This window comes from Rhizobacter sp., from assembly GCF_035702065.1.
Classification (GTDB): Bacteria; Pseudomonadota; Gammaproteobacteria; order Burkholderiales; family Burkholderiaceae_C; genus Rhizobacter.
Genome location: NZ_DASSRA010000118.1, coordinates 1 through 25,333 on the forward strand (window position 1 = coordinate 1; position 25,333 = coordinate 25,333).

Sequence of the window (25,333 nt, forward strand, 5' to 3'; positions counted from 1 at the left end):
ATGAAGAGTCTCCTGTTAGGGCCCTCCCAGGGCCGTTGGCGGCAAATTCTAGGAGCGGGCGCCAGGGCTCCGACCCGGATTTACCCGTGCGCAAAAGCGCGTAGCAACGCGTCAACGTGGAGTCAGCGGCACGTCAGGAACCGGCCACCTTCATGCGCTCGATCAGCACCGAGCCGATGGTCTTGGTGCCCATGGTGTAGGTGTCTGCACCCACGGCGGCGATGCCCTTGAACATGTCGCGCAGGTTGCCGGCGATGGTGATCTCGTGCACCGGGTACGCCAGGCGGCCGTTCTCGACCCAGAAGCCGGCCGCACCGCGCGAGTAGTCGCCAGTGACGTAATTGACGCCCTGCCCCATCAACTCGATGACGAAGAGACCGCGTCCGAGCTTGCGCAGCATGGCGTCAAGGTCGTCACCTGGCTGCGTGAGGCGGCTGCTGAAGCGCAGGTTCTGCGACCCGCCTGCGTGGCCGGTGGTGCGCATGCCGAGCTTGCGCGCCGAGTAGCTCGAGAGAAAGTAGCCTTGCACCACACCGGCGGTGACCACGTCGCGCACCCGGGTGACCACACCTTCGTCGTCGAACGGCGCGCTGCCCTTGGCGCCGCGCAGGTGCGGGTCTTCGTGGATGTCGATGTGAGCGGGCAGCACCTGCTGGCCCAGGCTGTCGAGCAGGAACGACGACTTGCGATAGAGCGAGCCGCCGCTGGTGGCCTGCACGTAGCCGCCGAGCAGCCCGGCCGCGAGCGTGGACTCGAACAGCACCGGCACTTCGCAGGTCTTGATCTTGCGCGAGTTCAAACGAGACAGTGCGCGCTCCGAGGCATAGCGGCCAACAGCCTCTGGAGCCGCCAGTTCCGCAGGCGAGCGCATCGAGCTGTACCAGGCGTCGCGCTGCATGTCTTCGCCACGCTTGCCGGGCACCGAGGCGATCGGCGCCACCGAGAGCGAATGCCGCGAACTGGCATAGCCACCGCGGAAGCCCCGGCTGTTGCCGGCATAGAAGTGCGACTGCTGGGCCGATACGCCGGCCCCTTCGGAGTTGGTGATGCGCTTGTCGACGGCCAGCGCGGCGGCCTCGCAGCGCTGGGCGATCTCGGCCGCCTGCGCGGCGGTGATGTCCCAGGGGTGGAAGAGGTCAAGGTCGCGCGTGGCGTCGGCCCCCAGGGCCAGGTCGGCCTCGTCGGGCAGGCCGGCGGCCGGGTCTTCGGCGGTGAAGCGCGCGATGTCGTAGGCCGCCTTCACCGTCTGTTCGAGCGCGGTGCGAGAGAAGTCTGAGGTGCTGGCGTTGCCGCGGCGCTGGCCGATGTAGACCGTCACGCCCATCGACTTGTCGCGGTTGCGCTCGACGTTCTCGATCTCGCCCTTGCGCACCGACACCGAGAGCCCGGCGCCTTCCGACACCTCGACGCCAGCGTCGCTTGCACCCAGCGTCTTGGCCATGGCCAGCGCATCGTCGACGAGCTGCTGGAAGGTCTCGCGGGAGTACGAGAAACCATGGTGGGAAGACAGGGATGAAGTCATGCGCGGCCGCGTTCAGTGGTGTAGTGCACGAGTCGGCGACCCGTGCGCGGCCATTGCGGACAAGGGCCGCGGCTATCATACCGGCGACCTATGGCAAGCCCCTCTTCCAGCCACCCCACTCGCCCCCCTTCTGCCGCGTCCGACGAGGCAGACGGCTTCGATCGCCCCAGCAAGACGCAGCTCAAGAAAGAGATGCACGAGCTGCAGGAGCTGGGCGAGGCGCTCGTCGCCCTGCCCGACAACCGCGTGGTCGATCTCGACATCTCCGACAGCCTGCGCGACGCCGTGGCCGAGTACAAGCGCACCCGCTCGTTCGAAGGCAAGCGCCGACAGATGCAGTACATCGGCAAGCTGATGCGCAAGAACGACGTCGAACCCATTCGCGAGGCGGTGGCTGCCATGCAGCTGGGCCGCGCCAAGGATTCGCTCGCCCTGCACGAAGCCGAGCGTTGGCGCGTGGAGCTGCTGGCATCCGACGATGCCCTGACGCGCTGGACCAGCGACCACCCCGAAAGCGACCTGCAGCAACTGCGCAGCCTCATCCGCGCCGCGCGCAAGGATGCGGCCGCCGCCCCCGAGCAGCGCAGCGGGCGCGCCTTCCGCGAGCTGTTCCAGTTCATCAAGACGCACACCGCCGGCGATGAGTGAAGCCGCGTCTTTCGAGCGCGTGCGCATCGGCTTGGTGTCGATCAGCGACCGCGCTTCGGCCGGTGTCTATGCCGACCAGGGCATCCCCTCGCTGCAAGCTTGGCTGACCCGCGCACTGCGCAACCCGGTGGAGTGGGAAACGCGACTCATCGCCGACGAGCAGGCGCTCATCAGCGCCACCCTGTGCGAGTTGGTTGACACGGCCGCTTGCGACCTGGTGCTCACCACCGGCGGCACCGGCCCCGCTCCGCGCGACGTGACCCCCGAGGCCACGCTGGCCGTCGCCCACAAGGAGATGCCCGGTTTCGGCGAGCAGATGCGCCAGATCAGCCTGCGCTTCGTGCCCACGGCCATCCTCTCGCGCCAGGTGGCCGTCATCCGCGGCAAGGCCCTCATCATCAACCTGCCCGGCCAGCCCAAGGCCATCGCCGAGACGTTGGAAGGCCTGCCGCAGGCTCAGCCGCCGGTGCCGGGCATCTTTGCCGCCGTGCCCTACTGCGTCGACCTGATCGGCGGCCCCTACATCGAGACCGATGACAGCGTGTGCGAGGCCTTCCGGCCCAAGTCGGCACAACGCCCACCACAAAAGTAGATCCGTCCCTGGAGACACGTCGGATGAGCGCAAGCCCGAGCATGCCCACCGAAACCCTCGACCAGCACCTGGCATCCATGTACGCGGTGCTGAGCGCCACCAACGAGGCGCTGCTCTATGCCAAGACGCCCGCCGAGCTGTTCCAGCGGGTGTGCGATGCCGCCGTCGAGGGGCGCAAGTTCCTGACGGCCGCCGTCACCTCACCCGACAGCGACACTGCCTGGCTGAAGGTCGAAGCCGCGGCGGGCCTGGCCGCGCAGCAGCTGCGCGAGGCGCGCATCTCGGTGGATGCGGGCACCGTCGAAGGCCGTGGGCTGGTGGGAGAGTCGTACCGCGAGCACCGCTCGGCCATCAGCAACGACTTCCTGCACGACGAGCGCACCCGCCCATGGCATGTGTCGGGCGGCCGTGCCGGGGTGGCCTCGGCGGTGGCCGTGCCCATCGTGCGGCACGGGCGCTCGATCGGCGTGATGCTCTTCTATTCAGGCGAGCTGAACGCCTTCGCGCCCGACATCATCGCGCTGCTGGAGCGCATGGCGGGCAACATCGTCTTCGCGCTAGACAACTTCGAGCGCGAAGAGGAAAGGCGTCGCGCCGAAGAGGCCCTGCGGCGCAGCGAAGAGAAGTTCCGCAACATCCTCGACAGCCTGGACGACGCCTACTACGAGGTCGACCTGCGCGGCAAGCCGGTCTATCACAACCCCGCGTTCTCGCAGATGCTGGGCTATGACTACGACTACCGCGCCGGCGAAGACAACCGCAATCGCCAGACGCCGGAGATGGCGGCCGTGGTGTTCAAGGCCTTCAACGAGGTCTACCGCACCGGCCAGTCCAAGAGCGGCCAGTCGTGGCAGTACCTGCACAAGGACGGCAGCGTCATCAACGTCGAAGGCTCCGTGCTGCTGGTGAAAGACGAGCACGGCAAGCCGACGGGGTTTCGCGGCATCCTGCGCAACGTGACGGAGCGGCTGCGCATCGACAACTCCCTGCGCGAGAGCGAGGCTCGATTCCGTTCGATGACCAACCTGTCGTCCGACTGGTACTGGGAGAAGGACGCCGACTTCTGCTTCACCCGCCTGGAGAGCCGCCACCTGAGCGAACACGCGCAGCCCAACCCGCTGCTGGGGCGCCGCATCTGGGAAAGCACGATGGAGGTGCAGGCCGCCGGCGGGTGGGAGGCCTTCCGCGAGATGCTGGCCGAGCGCAGGTCGTTCCGCGACGTGATCATGCAGCGCATGGCGCCCGGCCGCCGCCCCTACTACATCAGCATGAGCGGCGAGCCCATGTTCGACAGCACCGGCGCTTTCGCAGGCTACCGCGGCATCTCGCGCGAGATCACCGAGCAGAAGGTGGCCGAGGAACACATCCACCACATGGCGCGGCACGACAGCCTTACCGGCCTGCCCAACCGCATGATGTTCAGCCACCTGCTGAACATGACCATCCCGACCGCGCGGCGCTACCAGCGCAGCTTCGCGGTGATGTTCATCGACCTCGACCGTTTCAAGTTCATCAACGACACGCTCGGGCACGAGGCCGGCGATACCCTGCTCAAGGAGATCACCGCCCGCTTCAAGCAGACGCTGCGCGCCAGCGACGTGATCGCGCGCCTGGGCGGCGACGAGTTCGTGGTGATGGTGCAGGAGGTGCCAGACCGCGAGCACGCCGCCACCGTGGCACGCAAGCTGCTGTCAGCAGCCATCAAGCCGATGATGCTCATGGGCCAGGAATGTCGCGTCACGGCCAGCATCGGCATCTCGATGTTCCCGACCGATGGCGAAGACGAACAGACGCTGATGAAGAACGCCGACAGCGCCATGTACTTCGCCAAGGAAGAAGGCAAGAACAACTTCCAGTTCTACTCGAGCGAGATCAGCTCGCAGACGCTGGAGCGGTTGGCGCTCGAATCCAACCTGCGCCGCGGCATGGAGCGCAACGAGTTCTCGCTCGCCTACCAGGCCAAGCTCGACCTCAAGACCGGCGGCATCACCGGCGTGGAGGCCCTGCTGCGTTGGAGCAACGTGGAGCTGGGCAACGTCTCGCCAGCCAAGTTCATCCCGATCGCTGAAGAGACCGGCCTCATCGTCCACATCGGCCGCTGGGTGCTCAAGACCGCCTGCGAGCAGAACGTGGCTTGGCAGCGCCAAGGCCTGCCGCCGATCAACATGGCAGTCAACCTCTCGGTGCGCCAGTTCGCCGACGAGAACCTGCTCGACGACATCGCCAGCATCCTGCAGGAGACCGGCATGCAGCCCGGCCTGCTGGAGCTGGAGATCACCGAAGGCATGCTGATCCACAACATCGAGCGCGCCATCAAGCTGCTCACCGCCATCAAGCAGATGGGCGTGCGCCTGGCGATCGACGACTTCGGCACCGGCTATTCCTCGCTTGGCCAGTTGAAGAACTTCCCGATCGATACGCTCAAGGTTGACCGCTCCTTCATCCGCGACCTGGCCACAGACTCCGAAGACAAGGCCATCACCAGCGCCATCATCGCGATGGGCAAGACCTTGAGCCTCACGGTGGTGGCCGAAGGCGTCGAAACGATCGAGCAGCAGACCTTCCTGCGCGAGCAGGCCTGCGACGAGATGCAGGGCTACTACTTCAGCAAGCCGATCGCGGCGGAGGAGTTCGCCGAGCTGCTGCGCGGCAACTCCTCGGGTTGACGGCCCCCCAGTCGCTGCGCTCCTGCCCCCAAGGGGCGCCGCCTGGCGGCCCGGCAGAGCCGGTTCCGCGGGCGTTGCTTGATCTTCACCGCGCTTCGCGGGTGAGCACTATTCGACACCTCACTTCATGAGTTGCGTGAGGTGCTCGGCGTCGAAGCTCTCGGTGGTCTGCGCATCGGTGGGCACGCAGTCGCCCGTGGCACGCGTCTGCAGCTTCTCGATCGCCGCCCACAGCAGGGCAATCTGGTGCGCATTGCCCGCGGCGTTGTCGATCAAGCCCTTCATCGCCACCGACACCGGGTCGTCGCCCTGCGTCACGCCGTAGGCCGAGAAGCCCATCTGCGCCGACACCGCTTCGCGCGCTGCGTCGGTGCTCTTCTCGATGATGCGCGCCGGGATGCCCACCGCCGTGGCACCCGCGGGCACCGGCTTGAGCAACACGGCGTTGGAGCCCACGGTCGCACCGTCACCCACCGTGAAGCCGCCCAGCACCTTGGCACCGGCGCTCACGACCACGCCACGGCCCAGCGTCGGGTGGCGCTTGCTGCCCTTGTAGAGGCTGGTGCCGCCGAGCGTCACGCCCTGGTAGATGGTGCAATCGTCGCCGATCTCGGCCGTCTCGCCGATCACGACACCCATGCCGTGGTCGATGAAGACACGGCGGCCGATCTTGGCGCCGGGGTGGATCTCGATGCCGGTGAAGAAGCGCGATACATGCGAGATGAAGCGTGCTGCCCAGCGCCAGCCGTTGATCCAGCAGGCATGCGCCCAGCGGTGCATGGCCAGCGCGTGCAGGCCGGGGTAACACGTCAGCACCTCGAACTTGGAATGCGCGGCAGGGTCGCGCTCCAGGATGCAGGCGATGTCTTCTCGAAGGCGCTGGAACATGGTGGAACGGTGTCGTTGTACGAGGCAGTTTAGCGGCGGGCCTTCATTCCTGCTGGCCGCGCGGCGGCTGGGGCTTTTCTTGAGATCGCTCCATGGCGCGCGCCACGCCGCGCAGGATGTGCACTTCTTCGCTCGTGAGCTGCGCTCGGTTGAATAGCTGGTTCAGCCGGGGCATCAGCTTCTTGGGCGAGGCCGGGTCGAGAAAGCCAACCTCGACCAGCGCCTTTTCCCAGTGGTCGAGCAGCCCCTGCACCGCCACCGCATCCGCTTGCTCAGGCACAGCCCTGCGTGCGGCAACTTCAAAGCCCCCCAGTGCCTGCCGCCAGTCGTAGGCCAGCAGTTGCACCGCCTGCGCCAGGTTGAGCGAGCCATAGCCGGGATGCGTGGGGATGCTCAGGCAGGCATGGCAGCGGTAGACGTCTTCGTTGCTCATGCCGAAGCGCTCGGAGCCGAAGACGAGACCAACACGGTGCGAAGTGCCGGCCAACTGCGTGAAGAGTTCACGCGGCGCCTGCGTGGGCGGGCCGAAGTCGCGTGGTGTCATGGCGGTAGCGCAGGCAAAGGTCACGCCGTCCAGCGCCTCGGTGAGTGTCTCCACCACCCGGGCACGCACCAGGATGTCGGCCGCGCCACTGGCCATGGCCACGGTTTCCTCTTGGATCAGCACGTCGGCGAAGCGCGGCGCCACCAGCACCAAATCGGAGAATCCCATCACCTTCATGGCCCGCGCCGTGGCGCCCACGTTGCCCGGGTGGCTGGTGTTGAGGAGGATGAAGCGGGTGTTGTCCATGGGTGGGCGGTTAAAATCGAATTATCCGTGCCGGCCCGTCTTCACCTGACCCGAGCACCTGTTCTTTCCTCACTGCCAATCCACCTCTCTCCCTTTCGCAGGACTGCCCATGTCGCAAGCGCTTCATCCCATGCTCAACATCGCCATCACGGCGGCCCGCAAGGCGGGGAGCATCATCAACCGCGCTTCGCTCGACATCGAGCAGCTCAAGATCAGCACCAAGTCGGCCAACGACTTCGTCACCGAGGTGGATCACAAGGCCGAAGAGGTCATCATCGAGACCCTGCTCACGGCCTACCCGGGCCACGGCATCCTGGCCGAGGAGTCGGGCCGCACGCACGGCGCGAAGAACAGCGAGTACGTGTGGATCATCGACCCGCTCGACGGCACCACCAACTTCATCCACGGCCTGCCGTTCTACGCCGTGTCGATCGCGCTGGCCTTCCGTGACCAGATCCAGCAGGCCGTGGTGTACGACCCCACGCGCAATGACCTGTTCTACGCCTCCAAGGGCCGCGGCGCCTTCCTGAACGACAAGCGCCTGCGCGTCTCCAAGCGCACGCGCATGGCCGAGTCACTCATCGGCACCGGCTTTCCCTTCCGCAAGGGCGACAACTTCCAGCGCTACGTGAAGATGTTCAGCGAGATCATGCAGGCCTGCGCCGGCGTGCGCCGCCCGGGTGCAGCCGCACTCGACCTCTGCTACGTGGCCGCCGGCTACTACGACGGCTTCTTCGAGACCGGCCTCAACCCCTGGGACATCGCCGCCGCCTCGCTCATCATCACCGAGGCCGGTGGCCTGATCGGCAACTTCACCGGTGAAGCCGACTTCATGTACCAGCGGGAGGTGATGGCCGGCAACCCCAGGATCTACGCGCAGATGGTGAACATCCTCGCGCCCTACAGCCACGTCATCGCGGATGCCCCGGCCGCGGCAAGCAGTGCCGAGCCCGCGGCGCTCACGCCCGAACAGGCACTCGCCGCCACGCAGGCCGAGCCGGCGCCCAAGAAGAAGGCCGTGCGCATCCGCAAGGCTGACCTGCCCGGCCGTTCCTGAACGGACGTGTCCGCCCCGGCCTTCGCGCTCACCAAGATCCAGCCGCCGCGGCTGAGGTCTTCGCTGATCGCGCGGCCGGAGCTCGAAGAGCGCCTAGGCGCAGCCCTGGCGGGCGCCCGGCTCACCCTGATCAGTGCGCCGGCCGGCTACGGCAAGACCGCGGCTCTCACGCGCCAGATCGCCCAACTGCCCCCCGGCACCGCGGTGGCCTGGGTGGCGGTCGACGAAGACGACGACCTCGGCCGCATGGCCGGCTGTCTGGTGGCGGCGCTTGAACCCTTCGACCTGCCCTGGCGCGCCTCGCCCGAAGCCCTGCTGCTCGCGATGCAAGACGGCGGCCGCCCCGGCCGGATGGCCTTTGCCTCGGCCTTGCTCAACGCACTGGCCGCCACCGACGTGTCGCGCGGCCTGCTGCTCCTCGACGATGTGCACCGCATCACCGACCCGCTGGTGTTCGAACTGCTGAACAGCCTGGTCGAGCGACTGCCCGAGCACTGGGGCATGGTCATGGCCAGCCGCACCGAGCCGCCGCTGCCGCTGCTGCCACGACTGCGCGCCAACGGCGAATGCGTCGAGCTGCACCAGGACGAACTCGGCTTCACCGCCACCGACGTGCGCGCCCTGATCGAACTGCGCCAAGGCTCGGCCACCGATGAGGCCGTGCAGTCCGTCCACGAGCGCACCCAGGGCTGGCCGGCGGGCCTGGGCCTCGTGCTCAGCGAGAGCCGCACGCGCCACGGCACGCCCACCGGGAGCCTGCGCGACCGCCACGTCTTCGACTACCTGGCCAGCGAGGTGCTCGACGACATGCCCGCCGGCCTGCGCGCCTTTCTGCTGCGCTGCTCGGTGCTGCCCGAGCTGAACGCCGAGCGCTGCGCCGCCGTCAGCGGCGACCCGCAGGCCGCTCAATGGCTGGAAGAGATCGAGCGCCGCGGCCTCTTCGCCAGCGTGCTCGACAGCGAGGCCTTCACGCTGCGCCTGCACGACCTCTTCCGCGACTGCCTCGATGACCGCCTGCGCCGCGAGAGCCCGCAGGAGCTGCCGGCGCTGTTGAAGCGGGCCGCCGACAGTGAAGACGATCCCGTGCGCCGCATGGGCTACCTGCTGCGTGCGGGCGCCTGGGACGCCGCCGAACAGCTGCTGGGCGCGATGGCGCCCGATCTGCTGACACGCGGCGACACCGGGCTGATGCTGCGTCTCTTCGGCCAGTTCCCACCCGAGCACCGCGAGCGCCCCTTGTTGCAGCAGGTGCGTGCGATGGCCTCGTGGGGACAATGGAACCTGACCGCCATGCGCGAAGCCGCACTCGCCGCCGTCGCCGGCTACGAGCGTGCGGGCGACGAGACGGGGCGCCTGCGCGCGCTGAGCTACCTCGCCGTCGCCCACAGCAACCTGGACGACAACGAACTCGCGCAGCAGACCGTCGACGATCTGCTGGCCCGCCCGCTCGACGACGAATCGCTCAGCCGGGCCCTGCTGGTCGCCAGCTGGCTGACCCTGCCCCGCGACACCGCGCGCCTGGCCGCGCTGTGGTCACGCGAGATGGACACGCTGCAACGGATCAACCGCCTGGCCAACTGGTACGAGTGCTCGCCCCTGCCGAGCTTCATCGGCCTGCCCGGCATGCGGCCCTCGCTGCTGCGCAACGTGGCTGGCGTGCAGCGCTGCCTGCCCGAGCAGCCGGTGCCCTTGTCCGGAATGATCCAGATCACCCAGGGTTGGCTGCACCTGTGGGACTGCGAGTGGGACGCGGTGACCCGCACGCTCGCCCGCGCCGAGGCCGACTGCCGCTGGCTGGGCCAGCCCACCAACCTGCTGTGGCAGCTGCACCAGCTCAAGTCGCTGCTGTGCGCCATGCGCGGCGACGTCGCCGGCGCGCGCGCTGCGGCCGACGTGCTGCTCGACGCGGTCAATGCCCTCACGGACCCCGGCGAACGCGCCGCCTACCTGGCACGCATCACGCACTACGCGCAGCGCGTGGCCGTGGTCGCGGGCGACACCGAGCGCGTCGGCGAACTGACAGCCCGGCTGCTGGCCCACCGCGGCGACCCGGACTGGTACCTCTCGCCGGCGTTCTGGCGCGTCGTCGACGCCTACGCGGCTCATCACTTCGGCCGCATCGACGAGGCCTGCGCGCTGTGGACGCAGGTGCTCGGTGACGAGGTCCGCGTTCACATCTTCGGCCAGTCGATGGAGATGCGGCTGCTGCTCGCGGCCGCCCATGTCGAGGCCCAGCGCCTGGACGCGGCCGTCGAGACGCTGCGGCCCGCCCTGCAACGCATGCAGGCCGGCGGCGAGCACGGCATGGCCCTGACCGCCGGCCCCCGGGCCTTGCAGACGCTGGCCGGTGCAGCCTGGGGCGGCCGCCTCGCCCCGCACGAGCAGCAGGTCCTCGCGCAGTGGCTGACTGCCGTGCAGGCCTTGCGTGGCAGGCCCGGGCCGGCTGCCGAGACCGCCGCGTCCGCGGGCGCGGCGGCCGACACACTGCTCTCCCCGCGCGAGTTCGAGGTGCTGCAGCGCATTGCCGCCGGAGACAGCAACAAGCTGATCGCCCGCGCCTTCGACCTGAGCCCGCACACCGTCAAGCGGCACGTGGCCAACATCCTCGACAAGCTCGGCGTCGCCTCGCGCGGCCAGGCCGCGGCCTGGGCCCTCGCACGCCACTGATGGCTCCGCCCCCCAATCGGGGTGGCTCTTCGCCGAACGACCCGTTGGCTCCACTGGCCGATGTGCCAGTGCGGGCCGATTTCTACAGTGATCTCCAGCAATTTCGCTCAACCCCTGGAGATCTTTTCCATGTCCTTCACCACCACCCGGCGCGCGCTGCTGCGCCTCTCGCTGGCGGCCGGTGCCGCGAGCCTCACCCTGCTTGCCGCCTGCGGGTCTTCGGGCGACGAGACGCCCGCGCCGGGCACTTCGCGCCCCGATGAGACGCCCTCCACGACCACCCGCTTCACGCTTGCGCTGTCGACGCCGCGCGTGCTGGTCCAGCAAGGCCAGAGCGTCACGCTGACGGCCACGGTCACGCGCGCCACCGGCTTCGACGGTGCGGTCGAGGTCGCACTCAACGGCCTGCCCGCCGGCGTGACGGCCAGCCCCGTCACCATCGCGGCCGCAGCCACCAGCGCTCCGGTCACCCTGACCGCCCAGGCCGCGGCGCCGCACTCGCTGCCTACCGCCAGCACCGCCGTCGGCACCTCCGGCAGCGAGACCGCCCAGCAGCCCCTCACCGTGACCGTGCGCGGCCCGGCCGGCTCGCTGGACACCAGCTTTGCCACGGCCGGCATCGCCAACACGGCCATCGGCACCGGTGAAGACTACGCCGAGGCGATGGTGGTGCAGCCCGATGGCCGCATCGTCGTCGTCGGCAGCACCGCCACACTCCAGGGCACCGACATCACGCTCGTGCGCTACCAGCGCGACGGTGCGCTCGACACCACGTTCGGCAACGGCGGCAAGGTCGTCACGCCGGTGGGCGCGGGCAGCGACGAAGCCTATGCCGTCACCCTGCAGGCCGACGGCAAGATCCTGGTCGCCGGCGGCTCGGTGCAAGCCACGAGCGGCATCGACTTCGCCCTGCTGCGCTACAACGCCGACGGCAGCCTCGACACGAGCTTCGGCAACGGTGGCAAGGTGGTCACCGCCTTCGGCAACGCCACCGACCGCGCGCAGGCCATCGCGCTGCAGTCCGACGGCAAGATCGTGGTCGGCGGCAGCACCTCGCAGACGCTCAGCGGCACCGACTTCGCCCTCGCCCGCTACAACGCCGACGGCAGCCTCGACACCACCTTCGGCAACGGCGGCAAAGTGATCACCGCGCTGCGCAGCGGCACGGCCGGCGACGCCATCTATGCCCTGGCGCTGCAACGCATCGCCAACGTCGAGCACATCGTGGCGGTGGGTGGTGACGGCAACTTCCTGGCCGCACGCTACACCCCGGCCGGCACGCTGGACCCGAGCTTCGGCACCGGTGGCATCGTCACCGCGCTCTTCAACTCCGTCGGCGGCGCGGCACGCGGCGTGGTCGTCACGCCCGACAACAAGCTGGTGCTGGCCGGCCAGATCGACAACGACCACGCCCTGGTGCGCCTGAGCGAGAACGGCGTGCTCGACGGCGGCTTCGGTGTCGGCGGGCGGGTGATCACCGCGGTGACCTCCACCAACTGGGACGGCGCACAAGGCGTGGTCCGCCAGGCCGACGGCAAGCTTGTCACCGGCGGTTGGCTGAACCCCAACCCAGGCAGCAGCTCCGACTTCGCCGTGCTGCGCTACAGCGCCGACGGCGTGCTCGACGCGAGCTTCGGCAACGGCGGCATCGTCACCACGCCGGTAGCACCGACGACCAAGACCGACTCGGCCCGTGCCATCGCGCTGCAGGCAGACGAGCGTGTGCCGACCGTGCGCATCCTGCTCGCCGGCTCGGCCAACGACGCCAACAACAACTTCGCCGTGACCCGCTACTGGCCCTGATCGCTAGTGCTCTTGTGACCGATACGCCGCGGCCGCCTGGCCGCGCGTGTCGACCCCCAGCTTGCCGAGGATGTTGGCCACGTGCCGCTTCACCGTGTGCGGGCTGAGGTCGAAGGCGCGGGCGATCAGCTTGTTGCTGTCGCCCGCCGCGATGCGCGCAAGCACCTCGGTCTCGCGCTCGCTGAGCCCCGCCACGCCAGCCGTGCGTGCGGGGCTTGCGTTCGTCTTCGGCTCGGCGCTGCTGCGCACAGTTTGCGCTGACAACTGGCCCAGCAAGGCCGCGTCGCTGGCCGACACGTGCTTGCCCCAGGCCACCGCCTGCAAGCGCCCCAGCACCTGCGGCCCGGCCAGCAGGCCCGCGCCGATCTCGCGGCCGTCGCGCACCTCATCGAACCACGCTTGCAAGGTGGCCGCCGCGTCGGCGATCCGCCCCTGCTGCGCCAGCAGGTCGGCCAGCATCAGCCGCGCCTGTGTGGCGGGATAGAACAGCGAACGGTTGATGTCGCGCGCCAGCGGCTCCAGCAGGGCCTGCGCCTCGGTGTTGCGGCCATCGGCCAGCGCGACGAAGGCCTGGCTCATCGCGCGGTTGAGCGGCGCGGCCGGCCATTCGAACTCGTTGGCGGCGCGCTGCAGGTCGGCGTCGATCTGGCGCAGCGCCGCGTGGTCCTGCAGCACCCAGGCGGCGCGCGCATGCACGAACAACACCTCCGACTCGTGCACGCGGCGGTGGCTGAGCGGGCTGTGCAGGCGCAGGTCGTCGACGAGCTCGCGCGCCGTGGCGTGGCAGGCCTCGCGCTCGCCGCGCAGCGCCAGCCAGATCACGCGCGCCAGCCGGTGCTCGGTGACCACCAGGCGCGGCATGCCCAGCCAGTGGCAGTCTTCCTCGGCGCGGGCGAGCCATTGGCCAGCGTCGTCGAGCCGCCCGGCCGTGAGCGCGAGCCAGGCGCGGATGTGCATCACCGCGGCGCGCAGCTGCGTGGGCGCGTCGCCGCAGACGCGCGTGGCGCCTTGCGCAAAACGCTCGAGCAGCGGGTGCATGCCGGGCAGGCCGACGAACACGCAGTGGGTGGGGAACTGCATCCACAACGCCGGCACCGGCGTGCGCTCCAGCGCGCCCAGCATCTCGGTGAAGACAGGCGCGACCTCGTCGGTGCGCGCGGCGGCGAAGGCGTCCCACGCGCCCGTGTAGCAGACGAAGGCGCGCGCCGCGTCGTCGAGCTTCTGTGCGCGCAGCGCAGCGAGCTCGCGCGTGGCCTCGGTCAGCCGTCCGGCGTGGTGCAGGCCAGAGCACAGGTTGGCGCGGGCCAGCACGGCATCGCGGCGGCGGCCTGCGGCGGCAAAGCCCTCGGCGGCGGCCTGCATGCAGCGCAGGAGCGTGGCCCAGTCGAAGTGCGGCCACGCGGCCAGGCCACGCACCAGGTGCAGGTCGGGCCGGCGCGCGAACTCGGCCTCGGGGAAGAGCCGCAGCAGCCGCTCCAGCGTGGAGCCGGCACCGATGCTCAACTGCTCCTGCGCGCGCTTGACCAGGAGCGTGGTGGCCTCGTCCCACGCACCGGCACGGGCCAGGTAGCCCACCGCACGCGCCAGGTCGGGCTCGTGCTCGGCAGCGCGGCGCAGCAACTCCGGCAGCGCGTCGGGCTGCTCGCGCTGCAAGCGGTCTTCGAGGAAGTCGCGGAACAGGTCGTGCAGGCGCAGCGTGAACTCCTCCGTCTCCACCACGCTGGCAAAGAGGCCGCGGCGTTCGATCTCTTCGAGCCACTGCGCCGCCTGCGCATCGCCGCTCACATGCGCGCAGCGCGCCGCGCTCAGCTCGGGCAGCACCGAACAGCGCAGCAGGAAGGTGCGCAGTGGCTCCGGCAAGTCGGCCAGCACCTCGCTCACCAGGTAGTCGAACAGGTGGCGCTGCGTGGGCGCCTGGGTGCGCGGCGCACCGGGCCGGGCTGACAGGCTCAGGCGCAGGCCGGCGGCCCAGCCGTCGGTGCGCTCCATCAGCTCGCGGGCCGAGGCCGGTTGCGCCGCGCCCTCGGGCTGCGCGGCGAGCAAGGCGGCCACCTCGTCCTCGCTGAAGCGCAGGTCGAACTGGCGGAACTCGGCCAGCTCCCCCTCGGCCCGCAGACGGGCCAGCGACAGCGGCGGCTCGACCCGGCTCGACACCACCAGCCCCCAGGGCGCGGGCAGGCGTTCGAGCAGCGACTGCAGCAGCGTGAAGAGCCGCGGATCACCGAGCCGGTGCGCGTCGTCGATCACGATCAGGCCGCGCTCGGCCTCCACGCCGGCCAGCGCGTTCACCAGCTCGGCCACCACGTCACGCAGGCCCTGCTCGCCTTGAGACAGCAGGGCCAGCGCATCGGGGGACATGCGCCAGGGCAGGTCGAAGGGTTCGAGCGCCGTCGCCAGGCAGGCGAGAAAGCGCTGCAGCTGGTCGTCTTCGTCGGCCGACACCCAGGCCAGCGCACAGCCTTCGGGCAGCTGCCGGATCTGCCGCGCCAGCGCCGAGGTCTTGCCATAGCCGGCCGGTGCCAGCAGCAGCGTGAGCCGCTGGTGCTGCAGGGCATGACCCAGCGCACGCTCCAGCTGCGGGCGCTCCACCAGCGCGCTGCGCGGGCGCGGCGGCTGGATCTTGGCAAGCGCAAACGAAGCCGTCGGGAGCGGGTTTTGCATGGAGGCAGATTGTGCCGAACCCGTCCTAAACTGACCGGCTCATGCTGTCCACCCGCTTCGCGCTCACCAAGATCCAGCCCCCGCGCGCGCGGCCCGGCCTGATCGCGCGCGCCGGCCTGGAGCAACGCCTGATCCATTCGCTGGAGAACGCGCGTCTCGTGCTGCTGTGCGCCCCCGCCGGCTTCGGCAAGACCGGCCTGCTGACGCGTGCGCTGGCCGCGCTGCCACCCGAGACCGGCGTGGCCTGGGTCGCCTGCGACGAAGACGACGACCTGCACCGCGTGCTCGACTGCCTGTGCAACGCGCTCGAACCCTTCGACCTGCCCTGGCGGGTGGAGCCCGACGCCATCGTGGCCAGTGCTTCGCCCGAACGCGACGCCCTGCGCCGCACCGCCGACAGCCTGCTCAACGCCCTGGCCGGCAGCGAGCACCGCGGCCTGATCGTGCTCGACGACGCCCACCGCCTGAACGACCCCGCCATCTTCGCCTGCTGCGACCTGCTGCTCGAACGCCTGCCGCCGCAGTGGACGCTCGCCGTCAGCACCCGCGTCGACCCGCCCCTGGCCCTGCCCCGGCTGCGCGCGCGCGACGAGCTGGCCGAGTTCCGCACCGAAGACCTGCGCCTCACCGAAGCCGAAGCCACGCTGCTGGTGCAGCAGCACGCGCCCGGCCTCGATGCTGTACCGCTGTGGGAGCGAACCCAGGGCTGGGCCGCCGGCCTGCGCCTGGCGCTCAACGCAGGCAAGCCGGGCCGCCCTGCCGCCCGCGCCGCGGCCGACCGCCATGCCTTCGACTACCTGGTGAGCGAGGTGCTCGACGCCCTGCCCGAGGCGCTGCGCCTCTTCCTGCTGCGCTCGTCCGTGCTGCCCGAGCTGACGCCCACGCGCTGCGCCCGCGTCACCGGCCACACCGACGCGGCCACCCTGCTCGAAGAGACCGAAGCGCGCGGCCTCTTCGTCTCGGTGCTGCAGGGGTGCGACCCGGGCGCGGAGACGGCGCTCAAGCTGCACGACCTGTTCCGCGATTGCCTCGAAGACCGCCTGCAGCGCGAGCGCTCTGCCGAGCTGCCGCAGCTGCTGGCCCTTGCCGCCGAGACCGAGACCGACCCGCAGCGCCGCATCGGCTACCTGCTGCGCGGCGGGCTGTGGCCGCAGGCGCAGGCGGTGCTGGAGCAAGAGGCACCCCGCCTGATCGGCGAAGGGGCGGTCGAGGGCGTGCTGCGCCTGATCGAACAGTTCCCCACCGCCTGGCGCGCGCAGGCCCCAGGGCTGGACTTCACCGACGGCATCGCCGCCTGGGCGCGCTGGAGCTTCTCACGCATGGCCGAGTCCATGCTGCGCGGTGCCGAAGGCTACCGCCGGCTGGGCGACACCGAAGGCGAGCAGCGCTGCCGCGTGTACCACACGGCCGCTCTGTGCGGCCAGGGCCACGTGCAGGAGTCGTCCAACCAGCTCGACCGCCTCGACCCGCTGCCCCTGCCCACCGAGCAGCGCGCACTGGCCAGCCTGCTGCGCACCTGGCACGTGCTCGACAACTGCCGCCTCGGCGAGTTGCCCGCCCTCTACGCCAAGACCATCGGCCTGCTGGAGCAGGCCGACCGCGCCGACCTGTGGAGCCGCTGCCAGACGCTGCTGCCCTTCGTCAGCGCGCCCGGCATGGGCGCTGTGCTGGCGCGCTACCTGCGCGGCGCGAAACGACACGTAGGCGAGTTGCCGTCGACCTTGCGTGCCGGCAGCCTGGCCATCGAGGCCTGCTCGCTGCTGTGGCAAGGGCAGTTCGAGCCGGCGCTGCGTGCGCTCGAAGCCGCCGAGCAAGATCACCGCTGGCTGGGCAACCCGCTCTCGGTCGCTGCCTTCACCCGCAGCGCGCGGGCGCTGTGGCACGCCTGGCGCGGCGAGGGCGAGGCGGCACTGGCCTCGTCCAAGGGTCTGCTCGACGACCTGGATGACCCGCGCAGCCGCGACCGCCGCCTGCTCTGGCGCGGCTACTACCAGATGTTCCATGCGCGCATCGCGCTGCTGGTGGGCGACACCGACACCGTGCGCCTGCTGCAGCAGCGCGTGCCCCCGCAACGCGGGCCGCTGGAACTCAAGCTGCTGGCCCACCAGCGCATCACGCTCGCTGCGCACGTGGCCGCCCTCGACGGCCGCTGGGCCGAGGCCAGCGCCGGCTACCAGGCCGCGCTGCAGCATGAAGAGCTGTTGATGGTCTTCGGCCAGCACATCGAGACGCGCCTGCGCCTGGCCCAGGCCGAGCTGGCGCGCGACCGCACGGAGGCCGCGGTGCAGGCCTTGCTGCCCTTGCTGCAAACGGTGCAGAGCGACCAGGAGAGCGCGCCGCTGATGGCCGGCCCGCAGGTGCTCGCCGAGCTGGTTCGACTGGGCAACGCCCTGCCCAGCCCGTTGCGCGAGCAACTGGCCCGGTGGCACCAGCGCGCGCAATCGCTGCGCGGCGGCCCCTCCGCCAGCGCGGCGGTTGCCCCGTCGGCCCCCACCCACGACAAGCTCAGCGAGCGCGAGCTGGAGGTGCTGGAGCGCATCGCCGCCGGCGACAGCAACAAGCTGATCGCCCGCGCCTTCGACCTGAGCCCCCACACCGTCAAGCGCCATGTGGCCAATGTGCTCGACAAGCTGGGCCTGGCCTCGCGCGGGCAGGCGGCGGCCTGGTACCGCGAACACGCCGGGCCACGCTAGGCAGGCCTCGGGCAGACGCTAGGGCCTGTTGGTGGGCGTGTCGCCGCCCGCCAGGTCGACCACCTCCGTCACCCGGCCATCGCGGTCGAAACTCAGGCGCAGGCGCTGCGCCCGGTGCCACAGCTCGGGCTGCGGCACCTCGCCGAGCGTCAGCTGGTCGCCGGCCAGCAGTGCCGGTGGCTGGGTGTCGCCCTGCCGCGCCGCCTCGCCGGGCGCGCGCGCCTTGCGCAGCAGCCTCCTGCGGTTCCACGCACCCCAGAGCCCCAGCCAGAGCATCAGCAGGCAGGCCACGTAGACATAGCCCAGGAGATCCTCCCTGAACCCGGCGCTGGGCGGCTGGACTCGCCCCAGCACGGGGCCCAGGTGCTCGCTCAGCCACCGGCTCGCACGGGCCGCCGCCGCCGGATCGACGGACCCCACCAGCTCCAGCAGCAGCTTGCGCAGCTCCCAGATCAGGGCCAGCCAGGCGACCCCGGTCAGCAGCAGGTCGCGTACACGCAGCAGCCACGGCGCACGCGAACTCGGGATCAGCGGCGGCCATCCGGGCCGGTCCTGCCGCGGCGCCGTCATTGGATTCCCCGATCGGGGCTGACCCAGGTCCCGCGCCCGCCGCGCCGGCGCAACAGGGCACGCGGCACACCCACGATGGCGGTGAACGCCTGGATCGCCCAGAAGACGATCGGGTACCAGACGACCCAGAACAGCGACCGCAGCAGGCCACGCTCGTAGCGCTGGTCGAACAGCATGCTGAGCAGCGCCTGCAGCACATAGACCAGGCCGAGCAGGGTGCCCCAGACCTCGGGCCGCAACGGGCTGAGCCCGGGCCACTCGATGGGCGGGACGCCACCTTGCCAGCGCCACACACTCACCAGGGTCGACACCAGCAGCGCACCCAGCATGGCGTAGGCCCACACCGTGGCCGCCATGTAGCTGGCCCACACGGGGATGAGGCTCCAGCGCTGGCGCGGGCTCCACAGATGGCGGAAGACCTTGAGCATGACCACGGTGCCGCCTTCGGCCCAGCGCAGGCGCTGGCGCCACAGCCCGCCCAGCGTCTCGGGCATGAGGATCCAGCACAAGGCATTGGGTTCGAAGGCGATGTGCCAGCCGGCCAGCTGGAGGCGCCAGCTCACGTCGACATCGTCGGTGAGCGCATCGCGCGCCCACCAGCCGGCGTCGTGCAGGGCCCGCTTGCGGAAGGCACAGATCACGCCCGAGACGGTGAAGAGCTGGCCATACACCGTCTGCGCGCGCTTGATGAGGCCCACGATGGAAGAGAACTCGCCCACCTGCAGCCGGCCCAGCAAGGTCGCGCGGTTGCGGATGCGCGGGTTGCCGGTGAGTGCGCCCAGGCCGGGGTCGCTCTGGAATCGCCGCACCAGCCAGGTCAGCGCATGCGGGTCGAGCAAGGCGTCGCCGTCGATGCAGACCAGGATCTCGTGGCGCGCCGCCAGAGCGCCGCAGTTGAGCGCGGTCGACTTGCCCTGGTTGTCCGCCAGGTGCACGACACGAAGGCGCGGCATGCGCTCGGCCAGCGCATCGAGCATCTCGCCGGTGCGGTCGGTGGAGCCGTCGTTGATGGCGACGACCTCGTACTCGGGGTAGTCGATCGCGTTCAGCACGGCAAAGGTCTCCTCCAGCTGGGCGACCTCGTTGTGGCATGGCACGAGCACGGACACCGGCGGGTACTCGGCAAGCTGCGGCGGCGACTCGGGCCACGGCTCATGGCGCCCGCGCAGCCAGTGGTACAGCAAGCCGCCGGACATCCAGTAGCACGACATCACGAAGGGGTAGCCGAAGCAGTAGGCCGCGATCACCTCGAGAAGCGCGTTCATGGTGTCGGCACCTCAGCGTCGGGCGGGGAAGGTGGAGGCCGACACGGCCGGCGCCACGTCGGCCGCCTGCGGTCGATCGGCGAACGGCTCGTCGGGGCACCAGCCGAGCGACACGCCTCCCTGGCGCACGAAGGCCTGCGCGGCCCGTGCCAGGGCTTCGGCGTCAGGGGCGACGTCGGCAGTGAACCAGCGGGTGAGCCGCGGATCGGCCGGCCCCGTGCCGCGCCAATCGAGCGGCGTGGGCACCAGGCTCGCCTCCGCGAGCGGATGCGGCGCAGGGCCGGCCGCGCCGCTCAACTGCGGCAACGACTGCCACAGCAGTTTCATGTCCGGCCGGGCCGCGTCGAGCACGGCGACCAGCTGCCAGGCCAGCGCATCCGGCTGGCCCTCGGCCTGCAGGCGCGCGAGGTGGGCACGGCGGCGCTCGCGCGTCACCCAGTGCGCCCATCCGCGCTGCACGCGCGTCGCGTCGCCAAAGAGGGGAGCCGGGTCGTCGAAAGCGAGCGAAGCCGGCGGAGCGGTGCCTTCGAGCACCCAGCCGCTCAGCGGCACCATCGCGCCCAGGTCCTCGTACAGGCGACGCACGCGCTCTGCATCGCGGCCCAGCGCCGCCAACGCGGCGCGGTGCGGCAGGCGCACGTGCACCTCCACGCCGGCGCGCGACTGCAGCTGCCAGGCGATGCGCGAGAGCACATCGCCGGCCACCGGCAACTCGCGGTTGGGGAACCAGGCGGCCCGCACGTGCCCTTCGGCGTCGCGTTGCACGGCATCGACCACCACCGCCGTGAGCCCCAGCACGCGCAGGCGCTCGATCAGGCGGCCCAGGCGCTCGTCGTCCCGTGCGGCGTCGCCTGTCCACAGGACGGCCGGGTCCAGGCAGGTCAGCCGGTCCGGGTGCAGCTCATTGGGGTCGGGCTGCAGGTTCAGCACCAGTTCGCCCAGGGAGGGGTTGAAGGTAGGCAGGTAGCGCGCGATGGCCAGCGGCCGGCGCGCATCGGCAGGTGCCACGTCCAGGGTCAGCAGGTGGCTGAAGCCGAGCGAACGCGCTTCGCGCACGCCGATCGCGTTGTAGCGGCCGTACGGCCACGCCAGGGCACGCGGCGCCCGGCCGAGTTCGCGCCGCAGCAGCGCCTGGCCGCGCGCCAGGTCGTCGCGCACGCGCGCGGAGAAGGCGGCCTCGCTCTCGTAGCCGGCCCCGCTGTCATAGCGCCGTGTGGTGGCCGCGGGCAGGCGGTTGCCCTGCGGGTTGCCGAGCACCTCCTGGTGCATGGACTGCGTGTGCAGCGCGAACTCGACCAGCCCCGAGCGCTGCATCTCGCGCGCCTGCTCCCAGCTGATGAAGCGCTCGCGCGGCACCTCGACCTGGCCGTAGCGCACCGTGGCACCAGAGGGCGCGGCGAGCCAGTCGCCGACAAGCGCCGCGACCGCGGGCATGCGGTAGGCCTGCAGCAGTGGATAGGCGCGCGTATAGAGGCTGCGGTAGCCGTCGTCGAAGCTGATCAGCACCGCGCGCTCAGGCAGCGGCTTCTCGGCGCGCCGGGCGCGCTCCACGTCGTCGAGCGAGATGGCGGTCCAGCCGTTGCCGCGCAGCCAGTCGAAGAAGGCCACGAGGCGTTCGGTGGTCACAGCGTCGTCGTCGAGTTCGCCGCGGCTGTCGACGATGTCGTGGAAGGCGATGGCGGCAAAGCGCGTGTTGAAAGCGGCGGGCTCGGCATCGGCGGCCAGGCCTGCCGTGCACGCCAGCGCCAGGCACGCTGCGGCCAGCCTGCTGCAGAGCCGGGCGGCAAGTGAACGGGTGGGGTGGGTCATCGTCCGAACCTGTACTGAAGTGTCAGGTAGCCTCGCCATGCCGTCTCGCGGTCACCGTCGTAGACGTTGCTCGTCCACTCGACACCATAGTTCAGCTCGAGCTCGGGATCGCGACGCCAGATGTGCTCGTAGAGGACCCCGCCCACCGCGCGCCCGCCGAAGCCGGACTGATCGAAGCTGCCCGCGGTGAGCACCGCGCGCTGGATCCACACACACTCGTAGGCGCGCCAGACCACGTGCTTCGCTTCGGCCGCCAGCGTGGCACCCCAGGCGCGGGACGGGCTGAAGTAGGAGGTGTCGTCGCGCGTGTTGGCCTGCCAGTCGATGCGCGGCCGCAAGGTCAGGTCGAGGTGCGGGCGGTCCAGCAGCCCGAGGGTACCCAGCACGACCCCGGCGCTGCGCTGGTTGCCGTCGCTGAAGCGCATGCGCTGGGCTTCGGCTTCGATGTCGGCGCTGGCGTGCCAGGCGTGCCGCAGGCCGAGGCTGGCGAAGTCGGCCGTGACACCCGCAAGGTCGGCGCGCAGGGGCGACGCCGCGGAGTGGCGCTCGGCGGCGGCCCGCAGCGTCCAGTGGTCGTCGGGCTCCCAGGCGCCGCTGAGCGACGCGCCCTGCGTGGCCAGGGTGCCGCGTTGCGTCCAGGCCAGCCCCTGCAGGCTCAGGTCGGGCCAGTGTGCCGTCACGCCGGCGCCGGTGAGGTTGCGAGTGATGTCTTCGTCGTCGAGGGTTCCCTCGCCGCGGGTGGCGAAGCCGACCAACCTCCACAGGCCCTGGAAGGCCGCGGACTCGACCCGCAGCCCCCAGTCGACGCCGGAGGTGGGTGCGCGCGCTGCTTCGCCGTTCTGGTTGCGGCCCGACATGTCGACCTGCACGCGGGGCCCGGCCTGCGCCGCCAGCTCGCTCCGGACACGCGCCAGCTGCGGCAGGCCTTCGCCCGGGCCCAGCAGGGGCGCGAGCCGTTCGTCGGCACGCGCGAGCCGGTGGCGGCGCACGTCGGAATCGACCTGCGCCAGGCGGATGCCGAAGTCATCGGGCGCCAGGCTGCGGGCGGTCTCGATGCCCGCCTCGGCGCGGCGCGGCAGGCCGAGCTGCGCGTCGATCTCGGCCGCCGTCACGAGCAGGTGCGGCAGGGCCGGTGCGTCGCGCTGCAGCGGTGCGATGCGCTGCGCAGCCTGCACCGGCATGTCGGCGTAGCTGAGCGCGCGGGCGGCCAGGACCTGCGCATCGAGCCAATGAGTGTTCTCGGTGGGTGTCTGGCGCGGCCCTTCGGGGCGAAAGGGCTGCGGGTCGGCGGCTGCGAGGGCCTCGGCGGTGGCGAAGGCGGCACTGAAATCCTCGGCCTCCGCCTCGGCCTGAAAGCGCCCGTGCAGCAGCTCGCGCACGGTGGCGGGCGCGCCTGCCCGCTCGGCCGGCGTGAGGCGTGCCAGCAGCTCGTCGTAGAGCGCACGCGCTGCCGCGGGCTGGCGCAGGGCCAGCCGGGCCTGCGCTTCAGCCTGCTGCACATAGAGCGGCAGCGGCAGGTCGCCTTGTGCACGCAGGGCGTCGGTCTGTTCGACCACCGCCTGCCAGCGCTCACGGTGCAGCAGCGCCACGGCGCGGTCGCGTTGCAGGCGCAGCAGCAGCCCGGTGTCCGGCGGCAGGGCCGCACGCGCCTCGACCAGGAGCGCATCGAGCGCAGCCAGCACCGGGTCGATGCCCTCGAAGCGCCGCGCCGGGTCGGGCGACCGGGGCGGCAGCTCGATGGCCCAGCGCAGGCGCTGCGCGGCGAGCCGGCTGCGCACGCCCAGGTCGGCATCGGCGCCCAGGGTCTGCGCGGAGGCGGTGACCGCGCCGATGTCCATCAGGGCATCGGCCAGTGCGCGGGTGGCGGCGGCGTCGCCGGGCCGCACATGGTGCGACTGGGCAAGCTGGCCGAGGGCGGCGTAGGGGTCAGCCGCCACGCCCTGCGCGCCGGCCGCCAGCGCCACCAGGGCCAACCCAAGGCCGATGGCTCGATGCGGCATGGGCGGGGCGTCAAGGGGGGCAGCGATCGAGGACGGCCGGTCGGGCATGGCGGCCAGCATAGGGCCCGGTACCGCAATCTCAAAACCGGCACCCTCGGCCCAATGGCTCCTTTGGGCGATGCCGCGCCGCCGGGCGCTGCGCACACTGCCCGCCATGTACGTGATCCACCACGCCCACCTGATGGACGCCGCTTGCCGGGCCGGCGAGCAGCTCTTCTGCGCCATCGGCCCTGCTTGCGGGGTGCACGACTTCCAGGTCTGGATGCACACCCTGCCGCCCGGCGCCCACACCCCGCTGCAGCAGCATGCCGGGGCCTTCGCGGCGCTGGTGACGGCCGGCAGCGGCAAGCTGCTGGTGAACGGCGGGCCGCTGCGCTTCCAGTCGCCCTGCACCCTGGTGGTGCCGCCGGACTGCGACTTCCAGCTCGTGAACAACGCCGCCGTGCCGCTGGTCGTGATGACCGTCTTCACGGCCGCGCCCACCCCAGTCTGACGGGCCATCCCCCGAAGGGGTGATCCCCCGGGCGGGGTGGCCCGTCGCGCCACGGGCCAATGGCTCCTTCAGGCGATGCCTGGCCCGCCCTGCCGCGGAAAACTGCCGACCCATGCCGAAGCGTGTTTCGGCATCCAGCCAACCGCCAAGCAAGGAACCGAATCATGAACACCGCCACCCTCAACGCCCCGACCACCCACCAAGCCGGTGCCCCCGCCGGCCCGCGCTTCGACATGTACCAGCCCATCCACAAGGGCCTGCGCGCCTTCATGAGCGACACGCTGGGGCGCGTGGGCCGGGTCGACGTGTTCGACGCCGAAGACATGGCCCGCACCCTGGCCCAGTTCGAGGCACTGCTCAACTTCTGCCTCAAGCACCTGGCGCACGAGAACGAGTTCCTGCACGCCGCCATCGCCGCGCGTGTGCCGGGTGGTGCCGGCCGCACGGTCGACGACCACGTGGAGCACATCCACAGCATCGAGGCCCTGCGCGCCGAAGGCCGCAACCTGCTGGCCGCGCCCGATGACGAGCGCATGGCGCTCGCGCTGCGCCTGTACCGCCACCTGGCGCTCTTCGTGGCCGAGAACCTGCAGCACATGCACATCGAGGAAACAGCCAACAACGCCATGCTGTGGGCGCACTACAGCGACGCCGAGCTGGTCGAGATCCACGACCGCCTGCTCGCCACCATCGACCCCGTCGAGAACATGGAAGTGATGCGCTGGATGGTGCCCGCCCTGAGCCCGGTGCAGCGCGCCGGCCTGTTGTCCGAGATCAAGACCCACGCCCCGGCACCGGTGTTCGACGCCGTGATCGACGCCGTGCGCCCGCACCTCGACGTGCGCGACTGGCTCAAGCTCGCGCGCGCCGTGGGCGTGCCGCAGCAGGCCGGCCTGGTGAACTACGCCTGAGCGCCGCCGCCCCCACAAGGAGAAGCACAGTGAACAAGTGGTTGAAGCGAGGCGGCATCGCCGTCCTCGGCGTGGTGGCCCTGGCCGCCTCGGCGATCGTCGTCGGCGCCCAGATGGGCGAGCGCAAGATGAACCGCACGCTCGACGTGAAGGTGCAGCCCGTGGCCTTGCGCGACGATGCCGCGAGCATCGAACGCGGCCGCTACCTGTACCTGTCGCGCGGCTGCGCCGACTGCCACGGCGCCAATGCCGGCGGCCGCGTGTTCGTGAACGACGAGAAGAGCGGCCTGAAGCTGGC

At 70.7% G+C, this 25,333-nt stretch carries 17 protein-coding genes and 1 pseudogene; 10 read left to right on the plus strand and 8 right to left on the minus strand.

Going from position 1 to position 25,333, the window contains the following annotated elements; genetic code table 11:
• Positions 1–133 precede the first annotated feature (133 nt).
• A complete protein-coding gene (pmbA, locus tag VFL64_RS05365) occupies positions 134–1,522 on the minus strand; it encodes a metalloprotease PmbA (RefSeq protein WP_489539353.1) in 1,389 nt (462 codons plus the stop codon).
• A 90-nt stretch (positions 1,523–1,612) separates the two neighbouring features.
• On the opposite strand from pmbA, the gene yjgA reads away from it, so the two are divergent.
• The 3 genes from yjgA to VFL64_RS05380 are packed head-to-tail and all read left to right on the plus strand — an operon-like array spanning position 1,613 to position 5,428.
• Complete coding sequence (gene yjgA / locus VFL64_RS05370) at positions 1,613–2,170, plus strand: ribosome biogenesis factor YjgA (protein WP_489539354.1); 558 nt, start codon at positions 1,613–1,615, stop codon at positions 2,168–2,170.
• Entirely contained in the window at positions 2,163–2,762 is a 600-nt protein-coding gene (mog, locus tag VFL64_RS05375) for a molybdopterin adenylyltransferase (RefSeq protein WP_489539355.1), read from the plus strand. The genes yjgA and mog overlap by 8 nt, the downstream gene beginning before the upstream one ends.
• 41 nt (positions 2,763–2,803) lie before the next feature.
• On the plus strand, positions 2,804–5,428 hold the full coding sequence (locus VFL64_RS05380) for an EAL domain-containing protein (protein ID WP_489539356.1): 2,625 nt from the start codon (positions 2,804–2,806) through the stop codon (positions 5,426–5,428).
• A 120-nt stretch (positions 5,429–5,548) separates the two neighbouring features.
• Here VFL64_RS05380 and cysE read toward each other — a convergent pair whose 3' ends face one another.
• Positions 5,549–6,316 (minus strand): serine O-acetyltransferase, encoded by a 768-nt coding sequence (gene cysE, locus VFL64_RS05385; protein ID WP_489539357.1) that lies wholly within the window; start codon positions 6,314–6,316, stop codon positions 5,549–5,551.
• 43 nt (positions 6,317–6,359) lie between these two features.
• Positions 6,360–7,106, minus strand: coding sequence for an RNA methyltransferase (locus VFL64_RS05390; protein WP_489539358.1), 747 nt, complete (start codon positions 7,104–7,106; stop codon positions 6,360–6,362).
• Positions 7,107–7,215: 109 nt separating this feature from the next.
• On the opposite strand from VFL64_RS05390, the gene VFL64_RS05395 reads away from it, so the two are divergent.
• From VFL64_RS05395 to VFL64_RS05405, 3 genes are all read left to right on the plus strand, one after another.
• The gene (locus tag VFL64_RS05395; protein WP_489539359.1) at positions 7,216–8,163 is read left to right on the plus strand and encodes an inositol monophosphatase family protein; all 948 of its coding nucleotides are present in this window, start codon (positions 7,216–7,218) and stop codon (positions 8,161–8,163) included.
• 6 nt (positions 8,164–8,169) lie between these two features.
• Positions 8,170–10,830 carry a winged helix-turn-helix domain-containing protein gene (locus VFL64_RS05400; RefSeq protein WP_489539360.1) on the plus strand — a complete coding sequence of 887 codons (2,661 nt, stop codon included), beginning with the start codon at positions 8,170–8,172 and terminating at the stop codon, positions 10,828–10,830.
• A gap of 129 nt (positions 10,831–10,959) precedes the next feature.
• A complete protein-coding gene (locus VFL64_RS05405) occupies positions 10,960–12,633 on the plus strand; it encodes a hypothetical protein (RefSeq protein ID WP_489539361.1) in 1,674 nt (557 codons plus the stop codon).
• A 3-nt stretch (positions 12,634–12,636) separates the two neighbouring features.
• Here VFL64_RS05405 and VFL64_RS05410 read toward each other — a convergent pair whose 3' ends face one another.
• Positions 12,637–15,294 (minus strand): winged helix-turn-helix domain-containing protein, encoded by a 2,658-nt coding sequence (locus VFL64_RS05410; RefSeq protein ID WP_489539362.1) that lies wholly within the window; start codon positions 15,292–15,294, stop codon positions 12,637–12,639.
• Between the two features lie 41 nt (positions 15,295–15,335).
• Here VFL64_RS05410 and VFL64_RS05415 point away from each other — a divergent pair, with 41 nt between their 5' ends.
• The gene (locus VFL64_RS05415) at positions 15,336–17,987 is read left to right on the plus strand and encodes a helix-turn-helix transcriptional regulator (RefSeq protein WP_489539363.1); all 2,652 of its coding nucleotides are present in this window, start codon (positions 15,336–15,338) and stop codon (positions 17,985–17,987) included.
• Positions 17,988–18,005: 18 nt separating this feature from the next.
• Here VFL64_RS05415 and VFL64_RS05420 read toward each other — a convergent pair whose 3' ends face one another.
• The 4 genes from VFL64_RS05420 to VFL64_RS05435 are packed head-to-tail and all read right to left on the minus strand — an operon-like array spanning position 18,006 to position 23,631.
• Positions 18,006–18,557: a hypothetical protein gene (locus VFL64_RS05420; RefSeq protein ID WP_489539364.1), complete on the minus strand. Its 552-nt coding sequence runs from the start codon at positions 18,555–18,557 to the stop codon at positions 18,006–18,008.
• Positions 18,554–19,822 (minus strand): poly-beta-1,6-N-acetyl-D-glucosamine synthase, encoded by a 1,269-nt coding sequence (pgaC, locus tag VFL64_RS05425; RefSeq protein WP_489539365.1) that lies wholly within the window; start codon positions 19,820–19,822, stop codon positions 18,554–18,556. Before pgaC ends, VFL64_RS05420 begins: the two co-directional genes overlap by 4 nt.
• A 12-nt stretch (positions 19,823–19,834) precedes the next feature.
• Positions 19,835–21,631, minus strand: a complete 1,797-nt coding sequence (gene pgaB, locus VFL64_RS05430; RefSeq protein ID WP_489539366.1) for a poly-beta-1,6-N-acetyl-D-glucosamine N-deacetylase PgaB — start codon at positions 21,629–21,631, stop codon at positions 19,835–19,837.
• A complete protein-coding gene (locus VFL64_RS05435) occupies positions 21,628–23,631 on the minus strand; it encodes a PgaA family protein (protein WP_489539367.1) in 2,004 nt (667 codons plus the stop codon). The genes pgaB and VFL64_RS05435 overlap by 4 nt, the downstream gene beginning before the upstream one ends.
• Positions 23,632–23,785: 154 nt before the next feature.
• Between VFL64_RS05435 and VFL64_RS05440 the strand changes: the two genes are divergently transcribed.
• The 3 genes and pseudogenes from VFL64_RS05440 to VFL64_RS05450 all read left to right on the plus strand — a co-directional run.
• Positions 23,786–24,124, plus strand: a complete 339-nt coding sequence (locus VFL64_RS05440) for a cupin domain-containing protein (protein WP_489539368.1) — start codon at positions 23,786–23,788, stop codon at positions 24,122–24,124.
• A gap of 164 nt (positions 24,125–24,288) precedes the next feature.
• A complete protein-coding gene (locus tag VFL64_RS05445; protein ID WP_489539369.1) occupies positions 24,289–25,035 on the plus strand; it encodes a hemerythrin domain-containing protein in 747 nt (248 codons plus the stop codon).
• Positions 25,036–25,064: 29 nt separating this feature from the next.
• Positions 25,065–25,333: pseudogene (locus VFL64_RS05450) on the plus strand (c-type cytochrome); the annotation flags it as partial.